Annotated in this window: 20 protein-coding genes; 12 read left to right on the top strand and 8 right to left on the bottom strand. The window is 64.9% G+C overall.

Annotated elements, in window-relative coordinates; genetic code table 11:
* Position 1: 1 nt before the first annotated feature.
* A complete protein-coding gene (locus IF803_RS32435) occupies positions 2–1,519 on the bottom strand; it encodes a helicase HerA domain-containing protein (protein ID WP_461194888.1) in 1,518 nt (505 codons plus the stop codon).
* Positions 1,520–2,006: 487 nt separating this feature from the next.
* On the opposite strand from IF803_RS32435, the gene IF803_RS32430 reads away from it, so the two are divergent.
* The 3 genes from IF803_RS32430 to IF803_RS32420 all read left to right on the top strand — a co-directional run bounded on the left by IF803_RS32430 (position 2,007) and on the right by IF803_RS32420 (position 5,540).
* On the top strand, positions 2,007–3,374 hold the full coding sequence (locus tag IF803_RS32430) for a hypothetical protein (protein WP_245288981.1): 1,368 nt from the start codon (positions 2,007–2,009) through the stop codon (positions 3,372–3,374).
* A gap of 2 nt (positions 3,375–3,376) precedes the next feature.
* Positions 3,377–3,937: a hypothetical protein gene (locus IF803_RS32425; protein WP_461194887.1), complete on the top strand. Its 561-nt coding sequence runs from the start codon at positions 3,377–3,379 to the stop codon at positions 3,935–3,937.
* Between the two features lie 313 nt (positions 3,938–4,250).
* Entirely contained in the window at positions 4,251–5,540 is a 1,290-nt protein-coding gene (locus IF803_RS32420; RefSeq protein WP_461194885.1) for an MFS transporter, read from the top strand.
* Positions 5,541–5,599: 59 nt separating this feature from the next.
* Here IF803_RS32420 and IF803_RS32415 read toward each other — a convergent pair whose 3' ends face one another.
* The 3 genes from IF803_RS32415 to IF803_RS32405 form a co-directional block, all read right to left on the bottom strand.
* Positions 5,600–6,772, bottom strand: a complete 1,173-nt coding sequence (locus IF803_RS32415; protein ID WP_461194884.1) for an OpgC domain-containing protein — start codon at positions 6,770–6,772, stop codon at positions 5,600–5,602.
* 302 nt (positions 6,773–7,074) lie between these two features.
* Complete coding sequence (locus IF803_RS32410; RefSeq protein ID WP_461194882.1) at positions 7,075–7,689, bottom strand: TetR/AcrR family transcriptional regulator; 615 nt, start codon at positions 7,687–7,689, stop codon at positions 7,075–7,077.
* Between the two features lie 89 nt (positions 7,690–7,778).
* A complete protein-coding gene (locus IF803_RS32405) occupies positions 7,779–8,951 on the bottom strand; it encodes an acyl-CoA dehydrogenase family protein (protein WP_461194881.1) in 1,173 nt (390 codons plus the stop codon).
* Between the two features lie 89 nt (positions 8,952–9,040).
* Between IF803_RS32405 and IF803_RS32400 the strand changes: the two genes are divergently transcribed.
* Both IF803_RS32400 and IF803_RS32395 read left to right on the top strand, forming a co-directional pair.
* Positions 9,041–9,457 carry an AMP-binding protein gene (locus tag IF803_RS32400; protein ID WP_461194879.1) on the top strand — a complete coding sequence of 139 codons (417 nt, stop codon included), beginning with the start codon at positions 9,041–9,043 and terminating at the stop codon, positions 9,455–9,457.
* Between the two features lie 112 nt (positions 9,458–9,569).
* Entirely contained in the window at positions 9,570–10,664 is a 1,095-nt protein-coding gene (locus IF803_RS32395; protein WP_461194877.1) for an asparaginase, read from the top strand.
* Here the strand turns inward: IF803_RS32395 and IF803_RS32390 are convergent.
* Positions 10,643–11,176 carry a sigma factor-like helix-turn-helix DNA-binding protein gene (locus tag IF803_RS32390; RefSeq protein ID WP_461194876.1) on the bottom strand — a complete coding sequence of 178 codons (534 nt, stop codon included), beginning with the start codon at positions 11,174–11,176 and terminating at the stop codon, positions 10,643–10,645. The two genes, IF803_RS32395 and IF803_RS32390, sit on opposite strands and share 22 nt — an antisense overlap.
* Before the next feature lie 186 nt (positions 11,177–11,362).
* Between IF803_RS32390 and IF803_RS32385 the strand changes: the two genes are divergently transcribed.
* The 5 genes from IF803_RS32385 (at position 11,363) to IF803_RS32365 (ending at position 18,031) form a co-directional block, all read left to right on the top strand.
* Positions 11,363–12,343, top strand: a complete 981-nt coding sequence (locus IF803_RS32385) for an AraC family transcriptional regulator (protein ID WP_461194875.1) — start codon at positions 11,363–11,365, stop codon at positions 12,341–12,343.
* A 60-nt stretch (positions 12,344–12,403) separates the two neighbouring features.
* Positions 12,404–13,210 carry an MBL fold metallo-hydrolase gene (locus tag IF803_RS32380; protein ID WP_461194874.1) on the top strand — a complete coding sequence of 269 codons (807 nt, stop codon included), beginning with the start codon at positions 12,404–12,406 and terminating at the stop codon, positions 13,208–13,210.
* Between the two features lie 90 nt (positions 13,211–13,300).
* A complete protein-coding gene (gene htpG / locus IF803_RS32375) occupies positions 13,301–15,163 on the top strand; it encodes a molecular chaperone HtpG (protein WP_461194873.1) in 1,863 nt (620 codons plus the stop codon).
* A 341-nt stretch (positions 15,164–15,504) separates the two neighbouring features.
* The gene (gene zigA / locus IF803_RS32370) at positions 15,505–16,710 is read left to right on the top strand and encodes a zinc metallochaperone GTPase ZigA (RefSeq protein WP_411783123.1); all 1,206 of its coding nucleotides are present in this window, start codon (positions 15,505–15,507) and stop codon (positions 16,708–16,710) included.
* Positions 16,711–16,882: 172 nt separating this feature from the next.
* Positions 16,883–18,031, top strand: coding sequence for a DUF3095 domain-containing protein (locus IF803_RS32365; RefSeq protein WP_461194872.1), 1,149 nt, complete (start codon positions 16,883–16,885; stop codon positions 18,029–18,031).
* A gap of 186 nt (positions 18,032–18,217) precedes the next feature.
* Here IF803_RS32365 and IF803_RS32360 read toward each other — a convergent pair whose 3' ends face one another.
* The 3 genes from IF803_RS32360 to IF803_RS32350 form a co-directional block, all read right to left on the bottom strand.
* Positions 18,218–18,661 (bottom strand): DUF2147 domain-containing protein, encoded by a 444-nt coding sequence (locus tag IF803_RS32360; protein WP_028345412.1) that lies wholly within the window; start codon positions 18,659–18,661, stop codon positions 18,218–18,220.
* A 259-nt stretch (positions 18,662–18,920) separates the two neighbouring features.
* Complete coding sequence (locus tag IF803_RS32355) at positions 18,921–20,306, bottom strand: MATE family efflux transporter (protein WP_028345411.1); 1,386 nt, start codon at positions 20,304–20,306, stop codon at positions 18,921–18,923.
* A 303-nt stretch (positions 20,307–20,609) separates the two neighbouring features.
* Positions 20,610–21,140 carry a GNAT family N-acetyltransferase gene (locus IF803_RS32350; protein WP_016846957.1) on the bottom strand — a complete coding sequence of 177 codons (531 nt, stop codon included), beginning with the start codon at positions 21,138–21,140 and terminating at the stop codon, positions 20,610–20,612.
* A 139-nt stretch (positions 21,141–21,279) separates the two neighbouring features.
* On the opposite strand from IF803_RS32350, the gene IF803_RS32345 reads away from it, so the two are divergent.
* Both IF803_RS32345 and crcB read left to right on the top strand, forming a co-directional pair.
* A complete protein-coding gene (locus IF803_RS32345) occupies positions 21,280–21,879 on the top strand; it encodes a superoxide dismutase (protein ID WP_016846956.1) in 600 nt (199 codons plus the stop codon).
* 245 nt (positions 21,880–22,124) lie between these two features.
* A complete protein-coding gene (crcB, locus tag IF803_RS32340) occupies positions 22,125–22,511 on the top strand; it encodes a fluoride efflux transporter CrcB (RefSeq protein WP_461194869.1) in 387 nt (128 codons plus the stop codon).
* The last annotated feature ends 269 nt before the right edge of the window (positions 22,512–22,780 follow it).

Genomic DNA, 22,780 nt, shown 5'->3' with positions numbered 1-22,780 from the left:
ATCACGGCGACGAGCTGCTGCAAGCCGCCTCCGTCGCCACGTCGTCCACATTCGGGTCGGCCGCGGCCGTGGCCCAGGCGAGCTCGACGAGGGTCACGATCCGCCGGCCGGCACCGTCGAGCTGGCAGACGATCAGGCCTTGTTCCTCGATGTAGGTCAGAAGATGCCGGGCGCGGCGCAGCGAATGCGTGCCGTAGGCACGAGCGATCGCGGCATCGCTCGGGCAAGGCCAGCCCTCCTTCGCGGCGCGGGCGATCATCATGAAGACGCCCTGCATGTCCTCGGGCAGGAGCGCAGCACGCAGCGAGACATCCTGCCAGACGTCGTCCTCCGCCATCTCGGTGCCGAGCCCGGCGCGGGCGCGCGTCAGCATCCGGCGGAAATCGGTCAGCTCCGGCACAACGGCACCGAGACCCTCGATCCGGCAGCGGACCACGAACTCCTGATAGAGCACGCCGATGGCGCGGAAGCCGGCGTCGGGCTCGGCGAGGATGGCGCGCAGGATACGGTCCAGCCGCTCACGCCGCTCGGCCAATTGCTCGGCGCTCGGCGGTGGCTCGGCAGCTTCGGGATCTGGCTCCGGTGCCGGCTGTTTGGCGGCCATCAACTGGCTGAGCAGGTCCGGCGATGGCGCACGGCGCTGTGGCCTGGCCGTTATTTCGGGCGGCGGAGCGGCCAGGATGATCGCGCGTGCGTCCTCCAGTGCCGCTTCAGGCAGCGGCATCAACCGCGGCGCCGCGTTGCGCGGCTGGGTGTCGGTCGGACCGATGCGCAAGCCCAGCGGACGGCGGGACAGCGCAGGTCCGAGCGCCATGAACTGCCCGCGCTCGAGGTCGCGAAAGGCTTCCGCCTGCCGTCGTTCCATGCCGAGCAGGTCGGCGGCGCGCGCCATGTCGATATCGAGGAAGGTGCGGCCCATCAGGAAGTTTGACGCTTCGGCCGCGACATTCTTAGCGAGCTTCGCCAGCCGTTGGGTTGCGATGATCCCGGCAAGCCCGCGCTTGCGGCCGCGGCACATCAAATTGGTCATCGCGCCGAGCGAAAGCTTGCGCGCCTCGTCGGACACCTCGCCCGCGACCGCCGGCGCGAACAACTGCGCCTCGTCCACCACCACCAGCATCGGATACCAGTGGTCGCGGGCGACGTCGAACAGCCCGCCGAGGAACGCTGCGGCGCGCCGCATCTGGTTCTCGGCGTCGAGCCCTTCGAGATTGAGCACCGTGGAGACGCGATGGATGCGCACGCGCTCGCCGGCGACCTGCAGGCTGCGCTCGGTGTGGTCCTCGGCGTCGATGACGAGGTGGCCGAATCGTTCCGCCAGGGTGACGAAATCACCTTCGGGATCGATGATGGTCTGCTGCACCCAGGGAGCGCTCTGTTCCAGCAGCCGGCGCAGCAGATGGGATTTGCCGGAACCCGAATTGCCCTGCACCAGGAGGCGTGTCGCCAATAGCTCCTCGAGGTCGATGGCCGCCGAAGCGCCGGCCGTCGTTTGTCCCATCTCGATCGCTACGGTCATGTCCCGACTCAAATTGTCCTTGCGGAGAGGCGGCTTAACAAGCTGATCGCGCCGCGTCGAGCGAACCGCACCATCATCCCCAGGCTCGGCCGGAAGGCGGACAATGCCGATGCTCGCTTGACGAGATGGAGATTGATCCAGCCACTACAACGTGTTTAGCTTGCGTGTCTGATGTAGATTTTTTCGAATAAGTTCCTGTTCAGCTGCGCGATCCGGCCCGGTTCGGACCTGCTCCCATTCAATCAGCCCGTCGAACTCGATGTCTGAGTTCAACTACGACGCATTCATTTCCTACCGCCGGTCCGACGGAATTGCCGTTGCACGGTGGCTCAGGCGCACACTTGTCGGCTTTCGCCTTCCTGCGGCGCTGCGCGGCGCCTATGCGAAGAGGCTGCGCGTCTATCTCGATACGGCCTATGAGCGCGGCACCAGCGACTTCTACCAGCAAAGCATCAAGCCGGCGCTGCTCTCCTCGCGATACCTGATCGTGGTGGCGACGCCGGATGCGATGCGGCGGCCGGGCGGCACAGAAGACTGGATCGAGCGCGAGATCAGGGATTTCACCGCTGGTCCTGCGGCCGGCAATGTCATCGTGGCCAGGGGCGCAGGCGACTTCGACGGCCCGCTGCCCGGAGGCTTGAAGGAAGCCTTCCCGAACATCGAGATCGTCGATCTGAGAGGCGCGGGACCATTGTGGTTCCTGAGCTTCTCACGGGTGGTCCGCCTGAGCGCGGAAAAGCTGAAGATCGTCGCGCCCCTGCTCAACATACCGCCGGAGGAGATGCCCCGGCTCCGGCAAGAAGAGGAGAGGCGGCAGCAGACGCAGTTGGGCGCGGTCGCGGGCGCAACCCTGGGAACGCTTGTCGCCGTTGGTAGTCTTAGCGTGCTGGCCTTGATCAATCAGTACAAGGCCATCCGCGCCAACGATGACAGCATGTTCGCGGCTTCCAGCATGATTGGGGAGGCGGCCAATCTGAGAGCCGACGATGCCGACGCCTTGCGGACACGCCGGCTCATCATCGGCCGCGGTTGCGATCTGCTCGACAAGGCGGATCAAGGGACAGCGAGCGATCCTCCGATCAACGGGATCGTGACCTGTCGGCTCGAGCGCGGCGCCCACCGTGAAGCGCTTCACGAAGACAAGGAGGCGCGGAAGGAATTCGGCGACGCCATCGAGCGCGCGGCGCTCAGTCATCAGGGCCGCGCACGCGTCGACTCGGCGCTGGCGCTCCTGCAGGCCCGGCAAGCCTATGCCGAATATCTGGTGCGGCAAAAGGATATGGACGGCGCCGGCCGCGCATTTGCCGATCTGCTCGATGACAGCAGGCGGCTCGGCAAGGAGCATGATGGGCGCGCCCAGTTCATCCGGTTCGAGGCCGAGGCGCTGGGCCAGACGGGCGACCTGCACGTCGCCGCAAATCGCCACCAGGAGGCGGCGGACAGCTACGACGCAGGTGCCGATGCGTTGAAGCGCTTGCTCGACGCCCGCAAATCCGACGGTCGTACCGAGGATTATCAGATCGTCGGATGGCGGGTGCGCCTGTTTCGGCTGGCGGGTCAGCAATATGCCGCTCTGGATCGGCTCGATCCTGCGGCCGAGCAGTTCAAGCTTGCGGTTAGCGCCGGCTTATCAGGTGACGGCAAGACCGCGGACGCATCTGTTGCCTACGAGGTGGCTATCGCGCAGGCATACCTTGTCCTGATTGAGCGCAAGCGGGGAAATGCCGCCGCTGCCGCAGATGCCAAGCAGGCGGCCCTCAACACCATCGACGCGGTCGCCGGCTCCAAGGCGGGGGCCGGCCTCAAGCAGCGTGCCGCCGATCTCAAGCGCTGGATCGAGCAGCAGGGGGGCTGACGATGGATATCCCCGGCAGCGCGCGCCTTGTCACCGCAATGCTGGCATCGTTTGTGGTGAGCGCGGTCGTGCTCGGCGGCGCCGGATATTCAGCGTCGCGTATCCTGGTCGCGCCGCAGCGAGACGTCTTCCGGGCCGCGGCATTCGACATGGAGCTGGCACACGGCTGGTGGTGCGAACAAGACGACACTGAGTTCGTCTGCTCCCCGCCCGGCAAGCCTCCCCGTGCGGCCATCGCGATCATCGCCATGAAGGAACGCAACGAGCAGGACAATCTGCAGGCCTACGAAGACCATCTGAAGCAGCGGCAACGGATCGGCGACGAGGGCACCGGCAAACTGTCCGACATCCGGTTTGTAAAGCGCAGCGTGATCGGTTCGCACCAATGGGTCGAGGCGCTGCATTCCGGCTCCGAACTGGCAAACTTCGACACCTACTATCTCGCCACGAATACATCCGAGCTCGGCATTCTCGTCACCTTGTCGGTCCACAAGGATTACGCCGATAAATATGTTGCTGAGCTCAAGCAGATGATTGAAACGCTCAAGATCTATCAAAGGTGAGACGTTCCCGGACACATACCGAAACATTCGTGCGCGGTGTGGCGTGCGCTTTGGCAAATGCCGTCGTGAACCACGCCGGGAATTCTCTATCTCTGGGCGGCGAAGCTGCGCAAGGCGCCGGCGCGTCCGCCGGTTGCAACGGCGCAGCCGCCGCGCGTTCGTCCTAGGGCAACACGCGTTCGCGCTCTCGCGTGACGCCGAAGTGATCGGCGTCGCTATTCTTGTGCCGGATACCTCCGTCCCGTTTGCCGGAGATGTCCCGTCGCGCAAACCTCGGCATAGTCCGCCGCACAAAAGAAACGTGCGAGGAAACATGACTGAGAGCACCGTCGATACACTTGCGCCGTCGGTCGCGGCGCCTGGCGCAGTGTCGCCGCGAAAAGTGTTCTGGGCGACCTGGTTCGGCTGGATGCTCGATGGCTTCGATTCCTCGATGTACGCCTACATCCTGGTCGGCGCGTTGAGCGAATTGCTGCCGGCCAGCGGCATCGAGCCGAACAAGGCCAATATCGGCATCTATGGCGGGCTGTTGTTCTCGATCTTCATGCTGGGCTGGGCCTGCTCGATGGTCTGGGGCTGGGCCGCGGATCGTTACGGGCGGGTCCGGATCATGTGCTGGACGGTGCTGGTCTACTCGCTGTTCACGGCGCTGTGCGGGCTTGCGACCGGTATCGTGATGTTCGCATTGTTTCGCTTTGTTGCCGGCTTCGGCATCGGCGGCGAATGGGCCGCGGGCACGCCGCTGCTGCAGGAATCGGTGCCGGAGAATACGCGGGTGCGGCTCGCCGGATGGCTGCACACGGCGACGCCGACCGGGCTGTTCCTCGCCGCCGCCGTGACGCTTGCGATCGGCAGCACGCTCGGCTGGCGCGGCATGTTCCTGCTCGGCATTCTGCCCGCGCTCCTGATCGCGTATCTGCGCAGCAACATTCCTGAACCCGAGCGCAGCGCTGCGCGCGAGCAGCCTTCGGTCGCCGCCTTGTTTGCCGGCGATCAGGCGCGCACCACCTGGGCTGCGGCGCTGATGATGGCCTGCATCATCTTCGGCCTGTGGTCGTCGAACTTCTGGGCCCCGACCGTGATCTCGACCAAGCTGGTCGCCGCGGGCGCGACGCCGGCGCACGCGCAGGAGATGGGCGCGGTGGCCGGACTGATCACCAATGTCGGCACGCTGATCGGCTGCCTGCTTGTGCCATGGCTCACCACCTGGCTCGGCAGCCGCCGGCGCACCGCGGTGCTGTTCTTTATCGGCGGGCTGATCTCCGTCGTTGTCTCCTATGAAGTCGCGATCGAATGGCTCGACAGTTTGACGCTGTTCATGATGCTGCTGCCGGTGCTCGGCTTCTTCACCAATGGCGTGTTCGGCCTGTTCACGATCTGGCTGCCGGAGATGTTTCCATCGGCACTGCGCGGCTCGGGCTCCGGCTTCGCCTTCAGCATGGGCCGTGTGCTTGGCGCCGCCGGCCCGACCCTGATCGGCGCGCTCGCCGCCCGCACCGGCAGCTTCCCGTTGGCGATTTCGATGCTGTCGCTGATCTATGTGGTCGGCCTGCCGTTGATCGCCCTGGCGCCGGAGACGGCCGGCAAGCCGCTGGCGAAATAGCAGGCTACTTTGCGCGTTACGCGCGGCTTCGGCTGCGCGCCGTCGCGTCAAGCGGTGGCTTACTCCGCCGGCTTCGCGGTCACTGGCGCCTGCGCAGCCGCAGATACCTTCGCGGGCGCCTTGTCGACCTTCTTCGACCAGGAGCGGTAGTAGGCGAGTGCGGTCATCAGCACGATGCCGACAATGCTGACCGCGATCTGCATCCAGATGCTGCCGGAGACCTCGACCAGCAGCACATGCGCGATGACCGCGAGGAAAACGCCGGTGCAGAACACTTCGAGCGACTGCTGGCCGCATTTGAGCATCGGCTGGAAGATCGGCCATTCATATCCGGGCCATTCGCGCGGCAGGAAGCGGGTGACGAAGAAGGCGAGGACGATGAAATGCAGGACGCGATAGGGCGCGAGGTTGGTCTTGTCGTTCGGATTGAACGCGTCATAGAGCCAGGCCGGCATCGCCTGTCCGAGCTCCGGGAAGCGGCCCGCCAAGGTCATGATCAGCGCAAACAGCAGATAGGCGCCGCCGAGCCAAAGGAAGGCGCGCGAGCGGATGAATGTGATCGATTCGCTCGCGCCGCCAAGCGCGAACCAACCGCCGAACACGAACAGGAACTGCCAGCAGAACGGATTGAAATACCATGAGCCGGATGGATAGGCCGGCAGGTTCCAGCCGAATTGCCGCGCCGCGAGATAGAGCAGGAACGAGGCCAGCAGCGTCAGATTGAGCTTGCGCAGCATCGCCCACAGCACCAGCGGATAGCACAGCATCAGCGCGATGTAGAGCGGCAGCACGTCCATGTTGACCGGCTTGAACGCCAGGATCAGGCCCTGATAGAGCGTCTCGGCCGGATTGTGCATGAAGCCCGCGACGTTGAACTCGTTCTGCAGATTGGGGTCGTGATAGCGCTGGGAGAGATAGCCGATCTCGGCGATGTAGATCACGAACAGCAGGACATGCGCGACATAGATCTGCCAGGCGCGCTTGATCAGGCGGGTGGCGCCGATCACGGTGCCGCGCTCGAGCATCATGCGCGCATAGACGAAGGATGCGGTGTAGCCGGAGATGAACACGAACAGATCGGCCGCGTCGCTGAAGCCGAAATTCTTCTGCGTGATCCAGTTTACCGCGTTGTTCGGAATGTGATCGAGATAGATCGCCCAGTTGGCGAAACCGCGCAGCAGATCCAGGCGATAGTCGCGGCCACGGGGCGGCAGAACAGCCTTGACGTCCATCGGTTCGCTCCCATCCCAATGCCCGCGTGTCCGGTCGCGGGTCGCCCACGACGTCATACTAGAACAGGATTTCGACGGTTGTGTATTGGTTTCCGGAAAGGGATTACCTCGACAGCCGGCCAAACAGCGACGAATTTGGATCAAATCGTTCGCGCCGCGAACCGCTCGCCGGCGGACGGTGCGTAGGATGGGTAGAGCGAAGCGAAACCCATCACTGTGTGCCAGCCCACCGAATGATGGGTTTCGCTTGCGCTCTACCCATCCTACGGGAGCCTACGAGAACCGGCCGTGCGCCGGCGCAGCTAACGCTGCACGAACCCGTTATGCAGCATGGTGAACAGCGCCTTGCCCTTCTTCACCAGATCGTATTTGCGGCCGTAGAGCAACCAGACCGCGGTGAGGTGGCACATCCCGCCCATCATCAGCGACATCGCGGTGTAGGGATCGAGATTGCGGCGATAGGTGCCGGCGCGGCTCGCCTGCCTGATCAGCTGCACATAGCGCAGCGCGTATTTGTCGACCGCCTTCTTGATCCGCGGCTCGGCGGCAAGCACGCTCGGCCAGATCTCGAGGAAGAACACCCGGCCCCAGCTCGGGTTGTCCTTGATGTACTGGAAGTTGGTCAGGAAGATGATGCGGAGCTGCTCGACGGGATCGCCACCCTTGACCAGCAGCGGCTCGGTCTTTTGATACAGCGCCTCGAAATTGCCCTCGGGCACATCGAGCACCAGCGCGCGCTTGTCCTCGAAATAATCATAGATGCTGGAGAGCGGTACTTTCGCCGCGGCCGCGACCTCGGTGAGCGAGGTGCCGTCGATGCCTTTTTGGCCGAACAGCTTGGTGGCCGCCGTGAGGATCTGCTCGCGCCGGTCGCGGCTGCGTTGCTGCTTGAGCTTGAGTGTCGTCCCCGAAGCCACTTTCGTCTCCACGCGTCCGGGAAAAAACAGTAAGGCAGCGGGACCGGAACACAAGCGCTATTGCAACGGGATACAGCGTAGGATTGCCATCACACCGGCGTGTTCCGCCGTTCATGGCGACGGAATGCATCGCGGGCAATGATCTGACGCATGATCTCGGAGGTGCCGTCCAGAATGCGGACCACCCGTGTTTCCCGCCAGATGCGCTCGATCGGCAGATCCCTGGAATAACCGGCACCACCGAACAGCTGCATGGTCGTGTCGGCTATGCGCTGCACCATGTCGGCGCCGGTGTATTTGGAGAGCGCGGCCGCGGCGGTGCGGGCGGCGGCATCGCCCTGGTCGTAACGCCAGGCCGCCTCATAGGCGACAAGCCGCGCCGCATGCAGCGAACTCGCCATGTCGGCGATCTGCCACTCGAGCCCCTGATGGTCGCGCAGCTTGCGTCCGAACGCCTCGCGCTCCGAGACATGGTCGAGAGCGTAGTCCAGCAGCTGGCTCGCCGCGCCGACGCAATAGGCGCCCCAATGGGTGCGCCCGGCATCCAGGCACCGCATCGCGATGGCGAATCCTTCGCCCTCTTGTCCCAGCAGATTCTCGCACGGAACACGGCAATCATCGAAGATCACTTCGGCGTGCACCGAGCCGCGTCCGGCGGCCATCTCGACCAGGCGGCCGATGGCAAGGCCCGGCGTCTTTGCGTCGACGACAAAGGCCGCGATGCCCTTGGCGCCGGCGGACGGATCGAGCGTGGCGAACACCGTGAAAACGCCGGCCGCGGGCGCATTGGTGATGTAGGTCTTGCGGCCGTCGAGCACGTAATGATCGCCGTCCCGCCGCGCCCGGGTCTGTATCCGGGCGGCATCGGATCCGGCATTCGGCTCGGTCAGCGCGAACGCGCCGATCGCCCGTCCGCTGGCGAGCTCCGGCAGCCATCGGTCGCGAACCGCCGGCAACGCGAAGAACTCGATCGCCTTCGAGCCGATGTGAACGTTGACTCCGCTCAGATAGTAGAAGGCGGTGTGCGCCTTCGCGAGCTCCTCGATCGCGATGCAGCTGCCCAGCATCGAGAGGCCGAGGCCGCCGAATTGCTTTGGCGTGTTGGTGCCGAACAATCCCATCCTGCGCAGGCCGGCCATGGCGCCGTCCGGCACCTCGCCGGTTGCCTCGATGGCGGCATCATGCGGCTGCAGCTCGCTACGCACGAATTCGCGCACCCGGCCTTGCAGAACGCGGAGATCGTCGGGAAGCTCAAAATGCATGGCGCACCAAAAGTCGAAGAATCTTCGAAAAATGTTGCGCCGCCTCCCGGCAGATGTCAAGGTTTTGCGGAAGTTCCGGAGAACACCGCATGCTCGCAGGCTTGATGCAGCAGGTCCCGCTCACCCTCAACCTGGTGAGGGAACGGGTCGCGGATCTCTATCCGAACAAGATGGTGACGACGCGGTATTGCGACCGCATCCACGTCATTGGCTATGCGGAGATGCTCGGACGCGCGAGCCAGCTCGCCAACTTCCTCGCCGGGATCGGCATCGAGCGCGGCATGCGCGTCGCCACGCTGGCCTGGAACTCGCACCGTCACCTCGAGCTTTATCTCGCCGTGCCCTGCATGGGCGCGGTGCTGCACACCATCAATGCGCGCCTGCACGCGCTGGATATTGCAAGACTGCTCGCCCATGCCGAGGATCGGGTGCTGTTCGTCGATCGTTCGATCTGGCGAACCGTCGGAACGGAGATCGAGCTGCGCAACGCGTTTGGAGCTCACTAAACGCTTCAACCCGGCTTCCGACCATCGCATCTTCCGCCGCAACTTTGTCCACTTGTTACGGGACAAAACCACGAGTTGTGGACTGGCGACCTGTCGCTTTGGGGAGAAGATCATGCCACGTTCGTTTCAATCCAATTATTCCGCTCGGCTCTTCCTCGGCCTCGCTGCGGCCCTCACGATCGGGCTTGCCTCGCCGGTATCAGCACAACAGGCGACCGGCACCACGGTGGCCCGCGTGCTCGTGCTCGGTACCGGCGGCACCATCGCGGGGCAGGCCAATGCCCGCGCCGGCAACGCCTATGACTCAGGCAAGGTCAGTGCGGCCAACCTGATCGCGGCGATCCCGGGCATCGACAAGCTCTCCCAAATCTCGGCCGAGCAGATCTCGTCGATCGGCTCGCAGGACATGAACGACAAGGTCTGGTTCGACCTCGTCAAGCGCATCCGCGCCGCGATCGACAACAAGGAGGTCGACGGTGTCGTCATCACGCACGGCACCGACACGATGGAGGAGACCGCGTTCTTCCTGCAAAACGTGCTCGACACCGACATGCCGGTCGTGCTGGTCGGATCGATGCGGCCCTCGACCGCGATCGGCGCCGATGGTCCGGCCAATCTCTATGAGGCGATGCGGGTTGCGTCCGCGCCGGAATCCCGCGGTCGTGGCGTGCTCGTGGTGCTGAACGACACCATCCATGCCGCGCGCTGGGTGCAGAAGACCAATACCACCAGCGTCGAGACCTTCCGTTCGCCCGATGCCGGCCCGGTCGGCTATGTCGACACCGGCGCGCTGCGTTTCCTGCAGCCGGCTGTTCCGGCCAAGGGTGCGAAGCTGAAATTGCCGGATGCGCCGCCATTGCCGCGTGTCGACATCATCTATTCGCACGCCAACATGGACGCCGCTGAGGTCGAGGATGCGGTCAAGCGCGGCGCCAAGGGCATCGTGCTGGCCGGCGTCGGCGACGGCAATTCATCGAAGGGCGCGATCGATGCGCTGGCGGCCGCGGCGAAGCAGGGCGTCGTGGTGGTGCGTTCGAGCCGGGTCGGTTCAGGCTTCGTCAACCGCAACGTCGAGGTCGAGGACGACAAGCTCGGCTTTGCGGTCTCGCTCGATCTCAACCCGCAGAAGGCGCGGGTGTTGCTCGAGCTTCTGATCGCGAACGGCATCACCGAGCCGTCGGCGGTTCAACAGGCGTTCGCGCGGTAGACCGTCAGTTTTGAGGCGCCTGCTGGCTTTACCTGCGCGGCTTCGTTCGTCGCGCGCCGCGCCGCGAGCAGCAGGGCGCGCGCCTCCGCGATGCGCGACATCACGGTGGTGACGGGAATGCCGGTGACCTCAGCGATCTCCTTGTAGGACAGATCGATCATTTCGCGCAGGGCGATGACTTCGCGGAGCGGGGCGGGCAGGTCGTCGACCAGTTGCCGGATCGTTGCGCCGTTGCGCCGTTCCGCCGTTGCGTTCTCGTCGGCGAGCCTCGCGCCGCGTCTCTCCTGGCAGACCGCTTTGAGGATCGCGAGCAGCCATGGCCTGACGGCCGGGCCGCGAAAGCTGTCGAACTCACGCGATGCGCGCAGATAACAGTCCTGCACGGCCAGTTCGGCGTCCGCCTCGGTCCGCATCAGCACCTGGGCGAACGCATAGGCATCGTCGAGACACGGCAGCGCCGCGTCGCGAAACTGCTGCGCCGTTTTATTCCCGGCTTTCGCACTTCGCATCATAGGGTTGCATCTCGTGAATAGCTTTACCGGCAATCGGCGCAGTGGTATCAGGCTCCTCGCCGGAGTCGTGGACCGTCGCGCCAAGCGTAGGGACAGGAACGACGTGCGCACACGACATGCGCATATCGGGCAGCAAGCGATCGATCACGCCGCCTCTTGATCGATCGGGCGTTCGGAGCACGGATCATGTCCGAGACACAGGTGACCAACCGGTTCTCGATCTTCCATCATGGGCTGGCGAAAGGGCCGGCCTATGAGGCATGGCGCGAGGGGATTTGCCGCGGCTTCTGCCGGCTCGACGTCGGACCGACCGACGACAACCGCATCGATTGCCACAACGAGTTCACGCTGCTGCATACGGTCGCCATCGCGACGCCGCGCGGCGGCTCGGCCCGCTTCGCCCGCACCCGCGCGCTTCTCAACGACGGCTGCGACGACCTCGTCCTGATCTTTGCGACGCGCGGCACGGTGCAGGTCACGCAAGCAGCCAAGGCGATCGAGCTTCAGCGCGGCCAGATGTGCCTCACCGAGATGAATATCGTCGGCACCGCCGATCTCACCCGGTCGGGCAGCTTTACGACGACGCGGTTTCCGCGGCGCCTGCTGCTCCAGATCGCACCCTCGGCGGAGACGCAACTGGCGCGCCCGCTCGGGCGTGATCCGGCCCTGAGCGCGATGATCGAGCGCTATTCCGCGCTCTGCACCGAGCTTGCCGGCGATCTCGACGTGCCCGGCCAGCAGGCGGCGGCGCATCATCTCGCCGACCTGGTCGGTCTCGTGCTCGGCAGCAGTGCCGAGAGGAAGGAACTGGCGTCGCGGGATGGCGTGGCGAAGGCGCGGCTCGATCTGATGAAGGCCGATGTCCTGAAGAATCTCGACAATGGCAAGCTCACGATCGAGGCCATAGCAAAGGCGAATGCGCTCAGCACCCGGCAGGCGCAACGCCTGTTCGCGTCCGCAGGAACGACATTCTCGGAGTTCGTCCTCGAGCAGCGTTTGCTGCTGGCGCGCCGGCTACTGCTGCACGAAGAGGGCGCCGGCCGCAAGGTCAGCGACATCGCCTACACGGCCGGCTTCAACGACTTGTCTTATTTCCACCGCTCGTTTCGCAGGAAGTTCGGCGTAGCACCGGCGGAGATGCAGATGGAACTGGGTCGCAAGCATTGAACACCTGCTGCCGCGGCGCTAGATCAGCAGACCGGCTTCATCGCAACGAGGGCGCTGCCAATGCCTCTGTGGACCTGCGAACAATGCGGCGCGCAATTTCCCGAGACCGCGGCGCCGCCGCCGGCTTGCCCGATCTGCGAGGACGAGCGGCAATATGTGAACTGGAAGGGGCAGGCGTGGCTGACGCGCGCGGAGCTCGCGCAGTGCCACAGGCTGGTCTGGCGCGACGATCTCGGTCTCGTCGGGATCGCGCTCGAGCCGTCCTTTGCAATCGGGCAGCGCGCGCTGCTGGTGCCGGACCGCGGCGGCTGCGTGATGTGGGACTGCGTGCCGCTGGCGACGGCGGAGGCGATCGCGCATGTCAGATCGCTCGGCGGGCTGAAGGCGATCGCGATCTCGCATCCGCATTATTATGGCGCGGTCGCCGACTGGAGCGCGGCGTTCGACAATGCCCCGGTCTATCTGCACGGCGACGATGCGCAATGGGTGACGCGGCCCTATCCGTCGATCGTGCCGTGGCAGGGCGACAGCCATCGCATCTCCGACGACATCCTGCTGGTGCGTGGCGGCGGGCATTTCGCCGGCGCCACCATGCTGCATTGGCGCAACGGCGCCGACGGGCGCGGTGCTCTCCTGACCGGGGATATCGCGATGGTGGCGATGGACCGCCGCTCGGTCAGCTTCATGTATTCCTACCCGAACTATATCCCGCTCAATGCACCTGCGGTCCGCCGCGTCGCGCGGGTGGTCGCGCCGCTGGCCTATGATCGGATCTACGGCGCCTGGTGGGGCAAGAACATCGCCTCCGATGCCAGGGCGGCGTTCGACCGTTCGGTGCAGCGCTATATCGCGGCAATCTCGGACTGACGGTTCCGGCCGCGCTCGAAATCTTGCCATGCGGCGCGATCGCGCTATATCAGGGCTTTCCCGCCACTTACCGTTTGTCCGAGTTTCCGCATGACCACAACTGCCGCTGCCGAATCCCAGCCATTCCAGGCCGAGGTTGCCGAATTGCTGCACCTGATGGTGCATTCGGTCTATTCCGAGACCGATATCTTCCTGCGCGAGTTGATCTCGAACGCGTCGGACGCCTGCGACAAGCTGCGCTACGAGGCGATCGCCGATCCGTCCCTGATCACGGACGGCACGCCGCCGGAGATCAGGATCGTCCCGAACAAGGCGGCCGACACGCTTGCCGTGGTCGATACCGGCATCGGCATGGAGCGCCAGGAGCTGATCGACAATCTCGGCACCATCGCGCGCTCCGGCACCAGATCGTTCCTGTCGAAGCTGACCGAGGCCAAGGACGGCGCCAATCTGATCGGCCAGTTCGGCGTCGGCTTCTATGCCGCGTTCATGGTCGCCGAGAAGATCGTCGTCACCAGCCGCCGCGCCGGCTCGGACGAGGTATGGGTGTGGACGTCGGAAGGCGGCAGCGGCTTCGAGATCGCGCCGGCGAGCGAGGAGGCCGCGAGCCGCGTCGCGCGCGGCACCGAGATCGTGCTGCATCTGAAGAAGGACGCCGCCAAATATCTCGAGGCCTACGAGATCGAGCGCATCGTCCGCGAATATTCCGACAACATCCAGTTTCCGATCCTCCTGGTGCCGGAAGAGGGCGAGCCGCGCCAGATCAACTCGGCGAGCGCGCTGTGGCAGCGCTCGAAATCGGAGCTCAAGCCGGAGGATTACGCGCAGGCCTACAAACAGATCGCCGGTGCCTTCGACGAGCCGGCGATGACGCTGCATTACCGCGCCGAGGGCCGGCAGTCCTACGCCGTGCTGCTGTTCGCGCCGTCGCAAAAGCCGTTCGACCTGTTCCAGGTCGAGCGCAAGGGCAAGGTCAAGCTCTACGTCCGCCGCGTCTTCATCGCCGACGACGCCGAGCTGCTGCCGGCTTACTTGCGCTTCATCCGCGGCGTGATCGACAGCGAGGATCTGCCGCTCAACATCTCGCGCGAGATGCTGCAGAACAATCCGCAGCTCGCGCAGATCCGAAAGGCCGTCACCGGCCGCGTGATCGGCGAATTGGAGACGCTCGGCGAGAAGGAGCCGGAGACCTTTGCCAAGATCTGGGACGCGTTCGGTCCGGTGATCAAGGAAGGCCTGTGGGAGGATTTCGAGCGCCGCGACAAGCTGCTGGCGCTGGCGCGCTTCACCACGACGTCGGGCGAGAACCGCTCGCTGAAGCAGGTTGTCGACGACTTCAAGCCGAACCAGACCGAGATCTATTATCTGGTCGGCGACAGCGTCGAGCGGCTGAAGTCGAACCCGAAGCTGGAATCGGCGCGCGCCCGCGGCATCGAGGTGCTGCTCTTGACCGATCCGGTCGACGCGTTCTGGTCCTCGGCGCCGCTCGATTTCGGCGGTAAGCCGCTGAAGTCGCTGAGCCAGGGCGATGTCGATTTCGGCCTGATCCCGCTTGCCGACGACAAGGACGACAACAAGGACGAACCCGCGGCCGACGCGGCGACCACGATCGCCGTGATCAAGGATGCGCTCGGCGAGCGCGTTTCCGATGTCCGCGCCTCGCAGCGGCTGACCGCGAGCGCGTCGTGCCTCGTCGCAGGCGGCGATGCGCGCGACCGCGCGCTGGAGCGGCTGCTCGCCCAGCAGAACCGCGGCGCGATCACAAAGCCGGTGCTTGAGATCAATTTGCGCCACCCGCTGGTCGCGGCGCTCGCGACCGATACCGCGCAGGCGAAGGACCTGTCGCTGCTGCTGTTCGAGCAGGCGCAGATCCTCGACGGCGAGATGCCCGACGACCCCGCCGCGTTCGCTGGCCGCATGAACCAGCTCGTGCTGCGCGGATTGGGGAAGTAGCAGCCAGATCGTAGCGAGCTCTCTGTTCCGTCATCCTGAGGAGCGCGGAGCGCATCTCGAAGGATGCACGGCCGAGCTGCTGCAGCGGGGCCGTGCATGCTTCGAGATGGCCGCTGCGCGGCCTCCTCAGCATGACGGGACGAAGAGCACTGGCAGTTGCCTACGGTGTCCCGGATTTCGCTGCGCTCCATCCGGGCTACGCATTTCCGAGAATGGCAAGCTGACCGCGCCGCCCCGGCGCTTGACAGGTCGCGGCATATTGATGTTATGTTATAACATAACATCAAGCGAATGCCCCATGTCCCGCCGCCGCCCATCCCTCCAACAACTGTTTGATCTCGATGCAAAAACTCCCCGTCACCATCTTGTCCGGCTTCCTCGGGGCTGGAAAGACCACTTTGCTGAACCACGTCCTGAACAACCGCCGCGGCCTGAAGGTTGCGGTGATTGTGAACGACATGAGCGAGGTGAACATCGACGCCGACCTCGTGCGCGATGGCGGTGCGAACCTGTCCCGGACTGACGAGAAACTGGTCGAGATGAGCAATGGCTGCATCTGCTGCACCCTGCGCGACGATCTGTTGAAGGAGGTGCGCGCGCTCGCCGAGAGCGGCCGCTTCGACTATCTGCTGATCGAATCGTCCGGCATCTCCGAGCCGCTACCGGTCGCCGCGACCTTCGAGTTTCGCGATGAGGCTGGCCAAAGCCTCTCCGACGTCGCGCGGCTCGACACCATGGTCACGGTGGTCGACGCCGCCAATCTGTTGAAGGACTACGTCTCGACCGACTTCCTCAGCCAGCGCGGCGAAGCGCTCGACGGCGACAAGCGCACGCTGGTCGATCTCCTGGTCGAGCAGATCGAGTTCGCGGATGTCGTGGTGCTGAACAAGATCGATGCCGCGACGCAGGCAGAGCGCGAGGCCGCCCGCACCATCGTGCGCGCGCTCAATCCCGAGGCCGACATCGTCGAGGCGACTTTCGCCAAGGTCCCGTTCGACCGTGTGCTCGACACCGGCCGCTTCGCCTATGAGCGCGCGCAGCAGCATCCGCTCTGGCACAAGGAGCTCTACGGCTTCGCCGGGCACGTGCCGGAGACCGAGGAATACGGAATCACGAGCTTCGTCTACCGCGCGCGGCGTCCGTTCGATCCGCTGCGCTTCCACGCCTTCCTGCGCGAGAGCTGGCAAGGCGTGATCCGCGCCAAGGGCCATTTCTGGATCGCAACGCGTCCGGACTGGTGCGGTGAGTTGAGCCAGGCCGGCGCGATCGTGCGGACCGAAGGGCTCGGTTCGTGGTGGGCGGCGATCCCGCGCGAGCGCTGGCCGGATCATCCGGACTGGCGGCTGATGATGCAGCGGAGCTGGAACGATCTCTACGGCGATCGCCGGCAGGAGCTGGTCTTCATCGGCTCCGGCATGAACGAGGACGACATCCGCCGTCGGCTCGATGCCTGCCTCGTCACCGGCAGACCGGGCATGGACCCGCAGGCCTGGGCAGAGCTGCGCGATCCGTTTCCGCCGTGGAGCAGGGCAGGCGAGGCGGCGTGAAACAGTCGCCGTAGCCCGGATGGAGCGGAGCGCAATCCGGGGTCTCTCGCCGCTTGAGAGGTCCCCGGATTGCGCTGCGCTCCATCCGGGCTACGCTTCTAAAACCGGTCCCAACCCGCGCCGTATCTGCTAGACAATCCCGCATCAGGGACGGAAACGGCGCGGCATTGCGATGGCTGGCGGCAGCGAGATCTTCTACGGCGGCATTCCGGTGTTTCGCGGCTTCGCGAAGCTGATGGACCCCGCGCTGTATGCGCGGTTGCCCGATGACTGGACGGTCGGCGTCGCCGACATCGTGGAATCGACCAAGGCGATCGCGGCGCAGCGCTACAAGGCGGTCAACATGGCCGGCGCCGCGGTGGTCGCCGCCGTCACCAATGCGCTGGAGGGCCGCGAATTCCCCTTCGTGTTCGGCGGCGACGGTGCGAGTTTTGCGGTCGCGCCGGCCGATCTCGACAGAGCGCGCGAGGCGCTGGCGGCGACCGCGCGTTGGGTGCGCGACGATCTCGATCTAATACTGCGGGTGGCGCTGGTGCCGATGGCTGCGATCCGCGCCGCGGGCGCCGATGTCCGCGTCGCGCGCTTCGGGCCGTCGGCCAATCTTTCCTATGCGATGTTCTCCGGCGGCGGTCTTGCTTACGCCGATGCCGCGATGAAGCGCGGCGCGTTCGCGGTCGATCCGGCGCCTCAGGGCACGCAGCCCGATTTGTCCGGCCTGTCCTGCCGCTTCGAGGTGATGCCGTCCGCGCGCGGCGTCATCCTGTCGGTGCTGGTGCTGCCGGCGAAGAACGCCGATCCCGCGTCCTTCCGCAACGTGATCGAGGATATCGTCGTCCGCATCGAGAAGAGTCCCGATGCCGGACGGCCGGTGCCGGCCGGCGGCCCGCCGCTGCACTGGCCGCCGCAGGGAATGGAGTACGAGGCGCGCGCTCGGCGCGGCGGCCCGCTCGCGCTGCGGCGCGCCGTGGTGCTCACATTCGCGCTGTGGGCCTATACGCTGATGCGGTTCAACATCCCGGTCGGCAAGTTCGCGCCGAAACGTTATCTGCAGCAGGTCGTCGAAAATTCAGACTTCCGCAAGTTCGACGACGGCCTGCGCATGATCCTGGATTGCACGCCGGAGCTCGCCGCCGACATCGAGCAGCGCCTTGCCGCCGCAGCCGCGCAGGGCATCGTGCGCTATGGCCTGCACGAGCAGGACGCCGCGATGATGACCTGCTTCACCCCCTCGGTGATGCGCGCCGACCACGTCCACTTCATCGACGGCGCCCGCGGCGGCTACGCCTCGGCGGCGACGGTGCTGAAGGCGCGCGCGGTGTAGCGCTGACCAAGCGGCAAGTTCGGTGCACCTCTCCCGCTTGCGGGGGAGGTCGGATCGCATCGAATGATGCGATCCGGGTGGGGGCTCTCTCCACAATGTGACTCGTGGAGAGAGCCCCCACCCCAGCCCTCCCCCGCAAGCGGGAGGGGGGGCGCGGTCCCGTCGCGGTTGCCGCTCGGCTAAGAACTACCGTCCCACCCGCGTCCAGGTCTCGCCGCCGCACAGCGCGCCGACGCAGCCTTCGACGCGCAGCGTGCTCTCGCCGGTCACCGAGATGCTGCTCGCATAGGTGCCGCCGTCGTCGGCGTTGTAGATCTGGCCCGACCATTTGCCCGCGGCAACCGGATGCATGCCGGAAAACAGCGGCAGCCCGATGATCGTCCGGCTGGACAGCGACGGATTCGGATTCTTGTTGTCGACTTGCGGCTTGCCGGTCATCGGGTCGATCGGATCGCGCAGGCTCACCACCACGCCGCAGATGCCGCCGCCGCATTTGCTGATCTTGACGCGGGCATCGCCAGCCTGGGTCTGCCAGACGCCGACAGGCTCAGGCGCGCCTTGCGCATGCGCGGCGGGCACGGCAAGCGCCGTCGCAATGATGGCGATCATGAATCCGAATCGGCAGGCCATGGCTTATTCCCCAAGAGCATGATCCGGAAAAGTGCGAAGCGGTTTTCCGAAAAGATCATGGTCAAACAAAGAACTAAAGCGCGATGACGATTCGACTCAATCTCATCGCGCTTTAGAAGTCGGCCTGCATAACAAGTCGAAGAATTTCTGCAATGTCATATTCGCGCGATCAGGTGAGCGCGCTCCCAAAAAATTTTGGTGCCTGTTTCCGGAGCAGTCATGCTCAGGCAACGCTCCGGTGCGGGGCGCTGCGTTGTATTTATCCCCAGCGGGTCAGCCGGATCGATATGATGGTGGCAAGGCCGAACGCCACCATCGCACCGCCGACCAGCGCAAACAGCGTCCATGCAGGGGCGCTCACGGTAGCGAGCCACCAGCCGCCGATGCCGACCAGCAGCAGGCGGATGGTGCCGGCCAGCACCGGCCCGCCGACCTTGGCGGCGCCTTGCGAGGAGAAATAAAGGCAGACGCCGACGCCGAAGAAGCCGAAGCCCGGGCCGGCCAGCGCGAAATAGGACGAAGCTGCGGCGGTCACGCCGGGATCGGTGGTGAACAGCGCAATCCACAGCGTCGGCTTCAATGCGACCACAAGTCCGACGAGGCCAACGACAAGACCGGCGACGGTACCGGCGGTCCACGCCACCTTGCGGGCGCGCGTCACGAGTCCCGCGCCGATCGCCATGCCGACCATCGGCACCGAGGCGACGCCAACCGCAAACGCGATCGGGATCAGCAAGAATTCCAGCCGCGAGCCCATGCCGTATCCGGCCAGCGTCTCGGTGCCGAAGCTGGCCAGGATCTTGGTGAAGATCAGGATGGTCAGCACGCTCTGCAGCGGCGACAGGCAGGAGATCGCGCCTACTTTCAGGATGTCGAGGAACATCGCGCGCTGGAAGCTGAAGGCGGCGAAGTCGAGCTTCAACCGGCTGCGGCCAGAGGCGAGATACCAGGCGAGGAAGATCGCACCACACGTGAAGGCCGTGAGCTGTCCGGCGGCGACGCCGCGCATGCCAAGACCGGGCATGCCGAACAACCCGAGACCCAACACGCCGCCGACCGCGATCTGGATCATCGAGACCGTGATCAGCGTCATCGAGGGAATCCGCATGTCACCGGTGCCGCGCACGACGGAGGCGAGCGTGTTGACCAGCCAGATCGAGATCGCGCCGGAAAACAGCACCTGCGAGTAATGCATCGACTGCTCGAGCACGCCGCCATGTCCGCCGAGCATCGCATAGAAACTGCGGCCGAAGCCCAGCATCATCACGGTGAAGAACAATCCGGCGCACCCGCCGATGATCGCCGCATGCAGCGCCAGGTCGGCGGCGCGGTCGCGGTCGCCGGCACCGAGCGCGCGGCTGATCGCCGACGAGACGCCGCCGCCCATCGCGCCGGCCGACATCATCTGTGTCAGCATCGCGAATGGAAACACCAGCGCAATGCCGGCCAGCGGTTCGGTGCCGAGCCGGCCGATGTAAGACGTCTCGGCCACCGCGACCAGCGTCGAGCCGAACATGGCGATGGTGTTCGGGATCGCAAGGCGAAGCAGCGTCGGCAGGATCGGCGCGGTCAAGAGGTTGTCGACCGGCACGGCGGGCGCAGCCGCGGCGGGGCCGGTGTCGTCGATCGAGGCTTCAATGGTCATGGGTCGGTTGCCCTTCACCTCTCCCGCTCGCGGGGTCGAGACGAGCAAAGCTCGCTCTTAGGTCGGATTGCATTGGAGATGCAATCCGGGTGGGGGCTCTCTCTGTCATGTGACTCGCGGTGAAACTTCCACCCCAGCCTCGAGAGCGAGCTTCGCTCGCCTCGGACCCCGCAAGCGGGAGAGGGGGCGCAGTTCGCTCGCAGCCGCGGTTCGAGGTCACTTTGTGAAAGCCTGTCGCCAATAAATGATGACCGACATGCTACGACGCGCAGGCCCCTCAGGCCACCGCCGCCGATGCAGGGGTCACCACGGCAGGCCGCATAGGTCGATCTTGCCCTGGCGTGGCGCGCGAACGATGTCGTTGACGAACGGCGCCATCGCCTCGAAGCGGATCTGCCCGGAAGGCTGTTCGCAATAAACTTCGCCGCTGAAGGGATGCCAGCCGCGCGCCTGGTAGAACGCGAAATTGTGCGGCTCGCAGAATAAGATTGCAAATTTCACCGCGTCGTTGGCACGAATCGTGTGCACGGCGGCGTCGAGCGCGAGTGACGCATACCCGCGCCGCCGGCAGTCCGCGCGGGTCGAGACTCCGCCGATGCCGCCGACATGCACCTTGTGGCCATTCCAGGTGATGGTCCGGAAATAGATACCGACATGGCAGGCGAGCCCGCTGTCGTCGGGCGCATCGAGCAGCACGCGCAAATCCGCGTGGGCCCATTTGATGTCCGCCCAGGCTGGTTTCTCGGCCGCATCCGGGCTCCAGACCGCCTGGAGCAGCGGCTCGGCGCGCTTCCACGATGCATCTCCGTTGAGAATGTCGATTTCGATGCTCATCGTCTGGGTCCTTGGTCTTGGTACGGGCTGCGCCGATCTGTCATGGGCGATCCGAAAATGCGGTGTTTCTCCGCCATGGAACCTTCTATAAGGGGGACCCGTTAAGTGTAGTCTCCCACCCTCTGTTGGACATTACCCCATGACCTTCACGCTACCCGATCTGCCCTACGCCCACGACGCCCTTGCGCCCTACATGTCCAAGGAAACGCTGGAGTTTCACCACGACAAGCATCACCAAGCCTACGTCACCAACGGCAACAACGCGATCAAGGGGACCGAATTCGAAGGCAAGTCCCTCGAGGAGATCGTGAAGGGTTCGTTCGGCAAGAACGCGGCCGTCTTCAACAATGCCGGCCAGCACTACAACCACATCCATTTCTGGAAGTGGATGAAGCCGAATGGCGGTGGCAGCAAGCTGCCCGGCCGGCTCGAGAAGAAGATCAACGAGGACCTCGGTGGCTTCGACAAGTTCAAGGCCGACTTCGCCGCCGCCGGCGCCGGCCAGTTCGGATCCGGCTGGGCCTGGCTGCAGGTCAAGGGCGGCAAGCTCGAGGTCGCCAAGACCCCGAACGGCGAGAACCCGCTGGTTCATGGCGCGGTGCCGATCCTCGGCGTAGACGTGTGGGAGCACTCCTACTACATCGACTACCGCAACCGCCGTCCGGACTATCTGAAGGCGTTCGTCGAAAACCTCGTCAACTGGGACTATGTCGACGAGCTGTTCGGCAAGGCCGGCTGAGCGCGGCTTTGACCGTCGCATATTTCTTCACCCTCCCCTGAAAGGGGAGGGTCGTTTCGCATGCAGCGAAGCGAAATGCGAAACGGGGAGGGGTCATCTCTCAACACGAGCAGTCTCTCAATGGAGAGACTGTGACTCCGCCCCGCCGCTCATTTCATTCGCGTCGACCCTCCCCTTTCAGGGGTGGGTGATTTGAGTGTGCGGCAAGATGCGCCCTCACTCGACACACACCAGCGGGGGCATTGGTGGGTAACGCGGCAAGCTATCTCCTCGTCTTCTTCGGCGGCGGTCTCGGCGCGACGCTGCGGCAATTGATCAACGTCACCTGCGCGCGCTGCATCGGCACCGGTTTTCCCTACGGCACCTTCATCATCAACATCACGGGTTCGACCGTGATGGGCCTGATCGCCGGCTATCTCGCCTTCAAGGGCGACGCCTCGCAGCCCTGGCGGCTATTTTTGATGACCGGCATCCTCGGCGGCTACACCACCTTCTCCGCCTTCTCGCTCGACACCGCGCTGCTCTATGAGCGCGGCGAGCTCGGCCTTGCGGTGCTGTATGTCGCGGGCTCGGTGGCACTCTCGATCGCCGGCCTGTTCGCCGGCCTCGCGATCGTGCGGCATTTGACCTGAGATGCGCTCGGCACCGCCGTCTCTGGAATACTGGATCACCCGCATGCGCATGCGCGGGTGATGACACCGCGTGGTGTGGCAACTTGAATCGAAAACCACCCCCACCGTCGTCCCGGCGAAGGCCGGGACCCATTACCCCAAATCTCAATTGTTGCGCGCGCTGGGGCCACAATCCCGTTCATGATTGAGTGCGGTGGTTATGGGTCCCTGTGTCTTGGAAGTCTGTCAGGATGAGGGTGGGCGGGAAGCCGTTGGGTCCTTGGCGCTTG

This window comes from Bradyrhizobium sp. UFLA06-06, from assembly GCF_054820065.1.
This window is presented reverse-complemented; position numbering and strand designations above follow the sequence as displayed.

Excerpts from the sequence above, each read along its gene's own strand:
- IF803_RS32435 (WP_461194888.1), bottom strand. The coding sequence starts at position 1,519 with ATGACCGTAGCGATCGAGATGGGACAAACGACGGCCGGCGCTTCGGCG.
- IF803_RS32425 (WP_461194887.1), top strand. The coding sequence starts at position 3,377 with ATGGATATCCCCGGCAGCGCGCGCCTTGTCACCGCAATGCTGGCATCG.
- IF803_RS32420 (WP_461194885.1), top strand. The coding sequence starts at position 4,251 with ATGACTGAGAGCACCGTCGATACACTTGCGCCGTCGGTCGCGGCGCCT.
- IF803_RS32415 (WP_461194884.1), bottom strand. The coding sequence starts at position 6,772 with ATGGACGTCAAGGCTGTTCTGCCGCCCCGTGGCCGCGACTATCGCCTG.
- IF803_RS32405 (WP_461194881.1), bottom strand. The coding sequence starts at position 8,951 with ATGCATTTTGAGCTTCCCGACGATCTCCGCGTTCTGCAAGGCCGGGTG.
- IF803_RS32400 (WP_461194879.1), top strand. The coding sequence starts at position 9,041 with ATGCTCGCAGGCTTGATGCAGCAGGTCCCGCTCACCCTCAACCTGGTG.
- IF803_RS32395 (WP_461194877.1), top strand. The coding sequence starts at position 9,570 with ATGCCACGTTCGTTTCAATCCAATTATTCCGCTCGGCTCTTCCTCGGC.
- IF803_RS32390 (WP_461194876.1), bottom strand. The coding sequence starts at position 11,176 with ATGATGCGAAGTGCGAAAGCCGGGAATAAAACGGCGCAGCAGTTTCGC.
- IF803_RS32385 (WP_461194875.1), top strand. The coding sequence starts at position 11,363 with ATGTCCGAGACACAGGTGACCAACCGGTTCTCGATCTTCCATCATGGG.
- IF803_RS32380 (WP_461194874.1), top strand. The coding sequence starts at position 12,404 with ATGCCTCTGTGGACCTGCGAACAATGCGGCGCGCAATTTCCCGAGACC.
- htpG (WP_461194873.1), top strand. The coding sequence starts at position 13,301 with ATGACCACAACTGCCGCTGCCGAATCCCAGCCATTCCAGGCCGAGGTT.
- zigA (WP_411783123.1), top strand. The coding sequence starts at position 15,505 with ATGCAAAAACTCCCCGTCACCATCTTGTCCGGCTTCCTCGGGGCTGGA.
- IF803_RS32365 (WP_461194872.1), top strand. The coding sequence starts at position 16,883 with ATGGCTGGCGGCAGCGAGATCTTCTACGGCGGCATTCCGGTGTTTCGC.
- IF803_RS32360 (WP_028345412.1), bottom strand. The coding sequence starts at position 18,661 with ATGGCCTGCCGATTCGGATTCATGATCGCCATCATTGCGACGGCGCTT.
- IF803_RS32355 (WP_028345411.1), bottom strand. The coding sequence starts at position 20,306 with ATGACCATTGAAGCCTCGATCGACGACACCGGCCCCGCCGCGGCTGCG.
- IF803_RS32350 (WP_016846957.1), bottom strand. The coding sequence starts at position 21,140 with ATGAGCATCGAAATCGACATTCTCAACGGAGATGCATCGTGGAAGCGC.
- IF803_RS32345 (WP_016846956.1), top strand. The coding sequence starts at position 21,280 with ATGACCTTCACGCTACCCGATCTGCCCTACGCCCACGACGCCCTTGCG.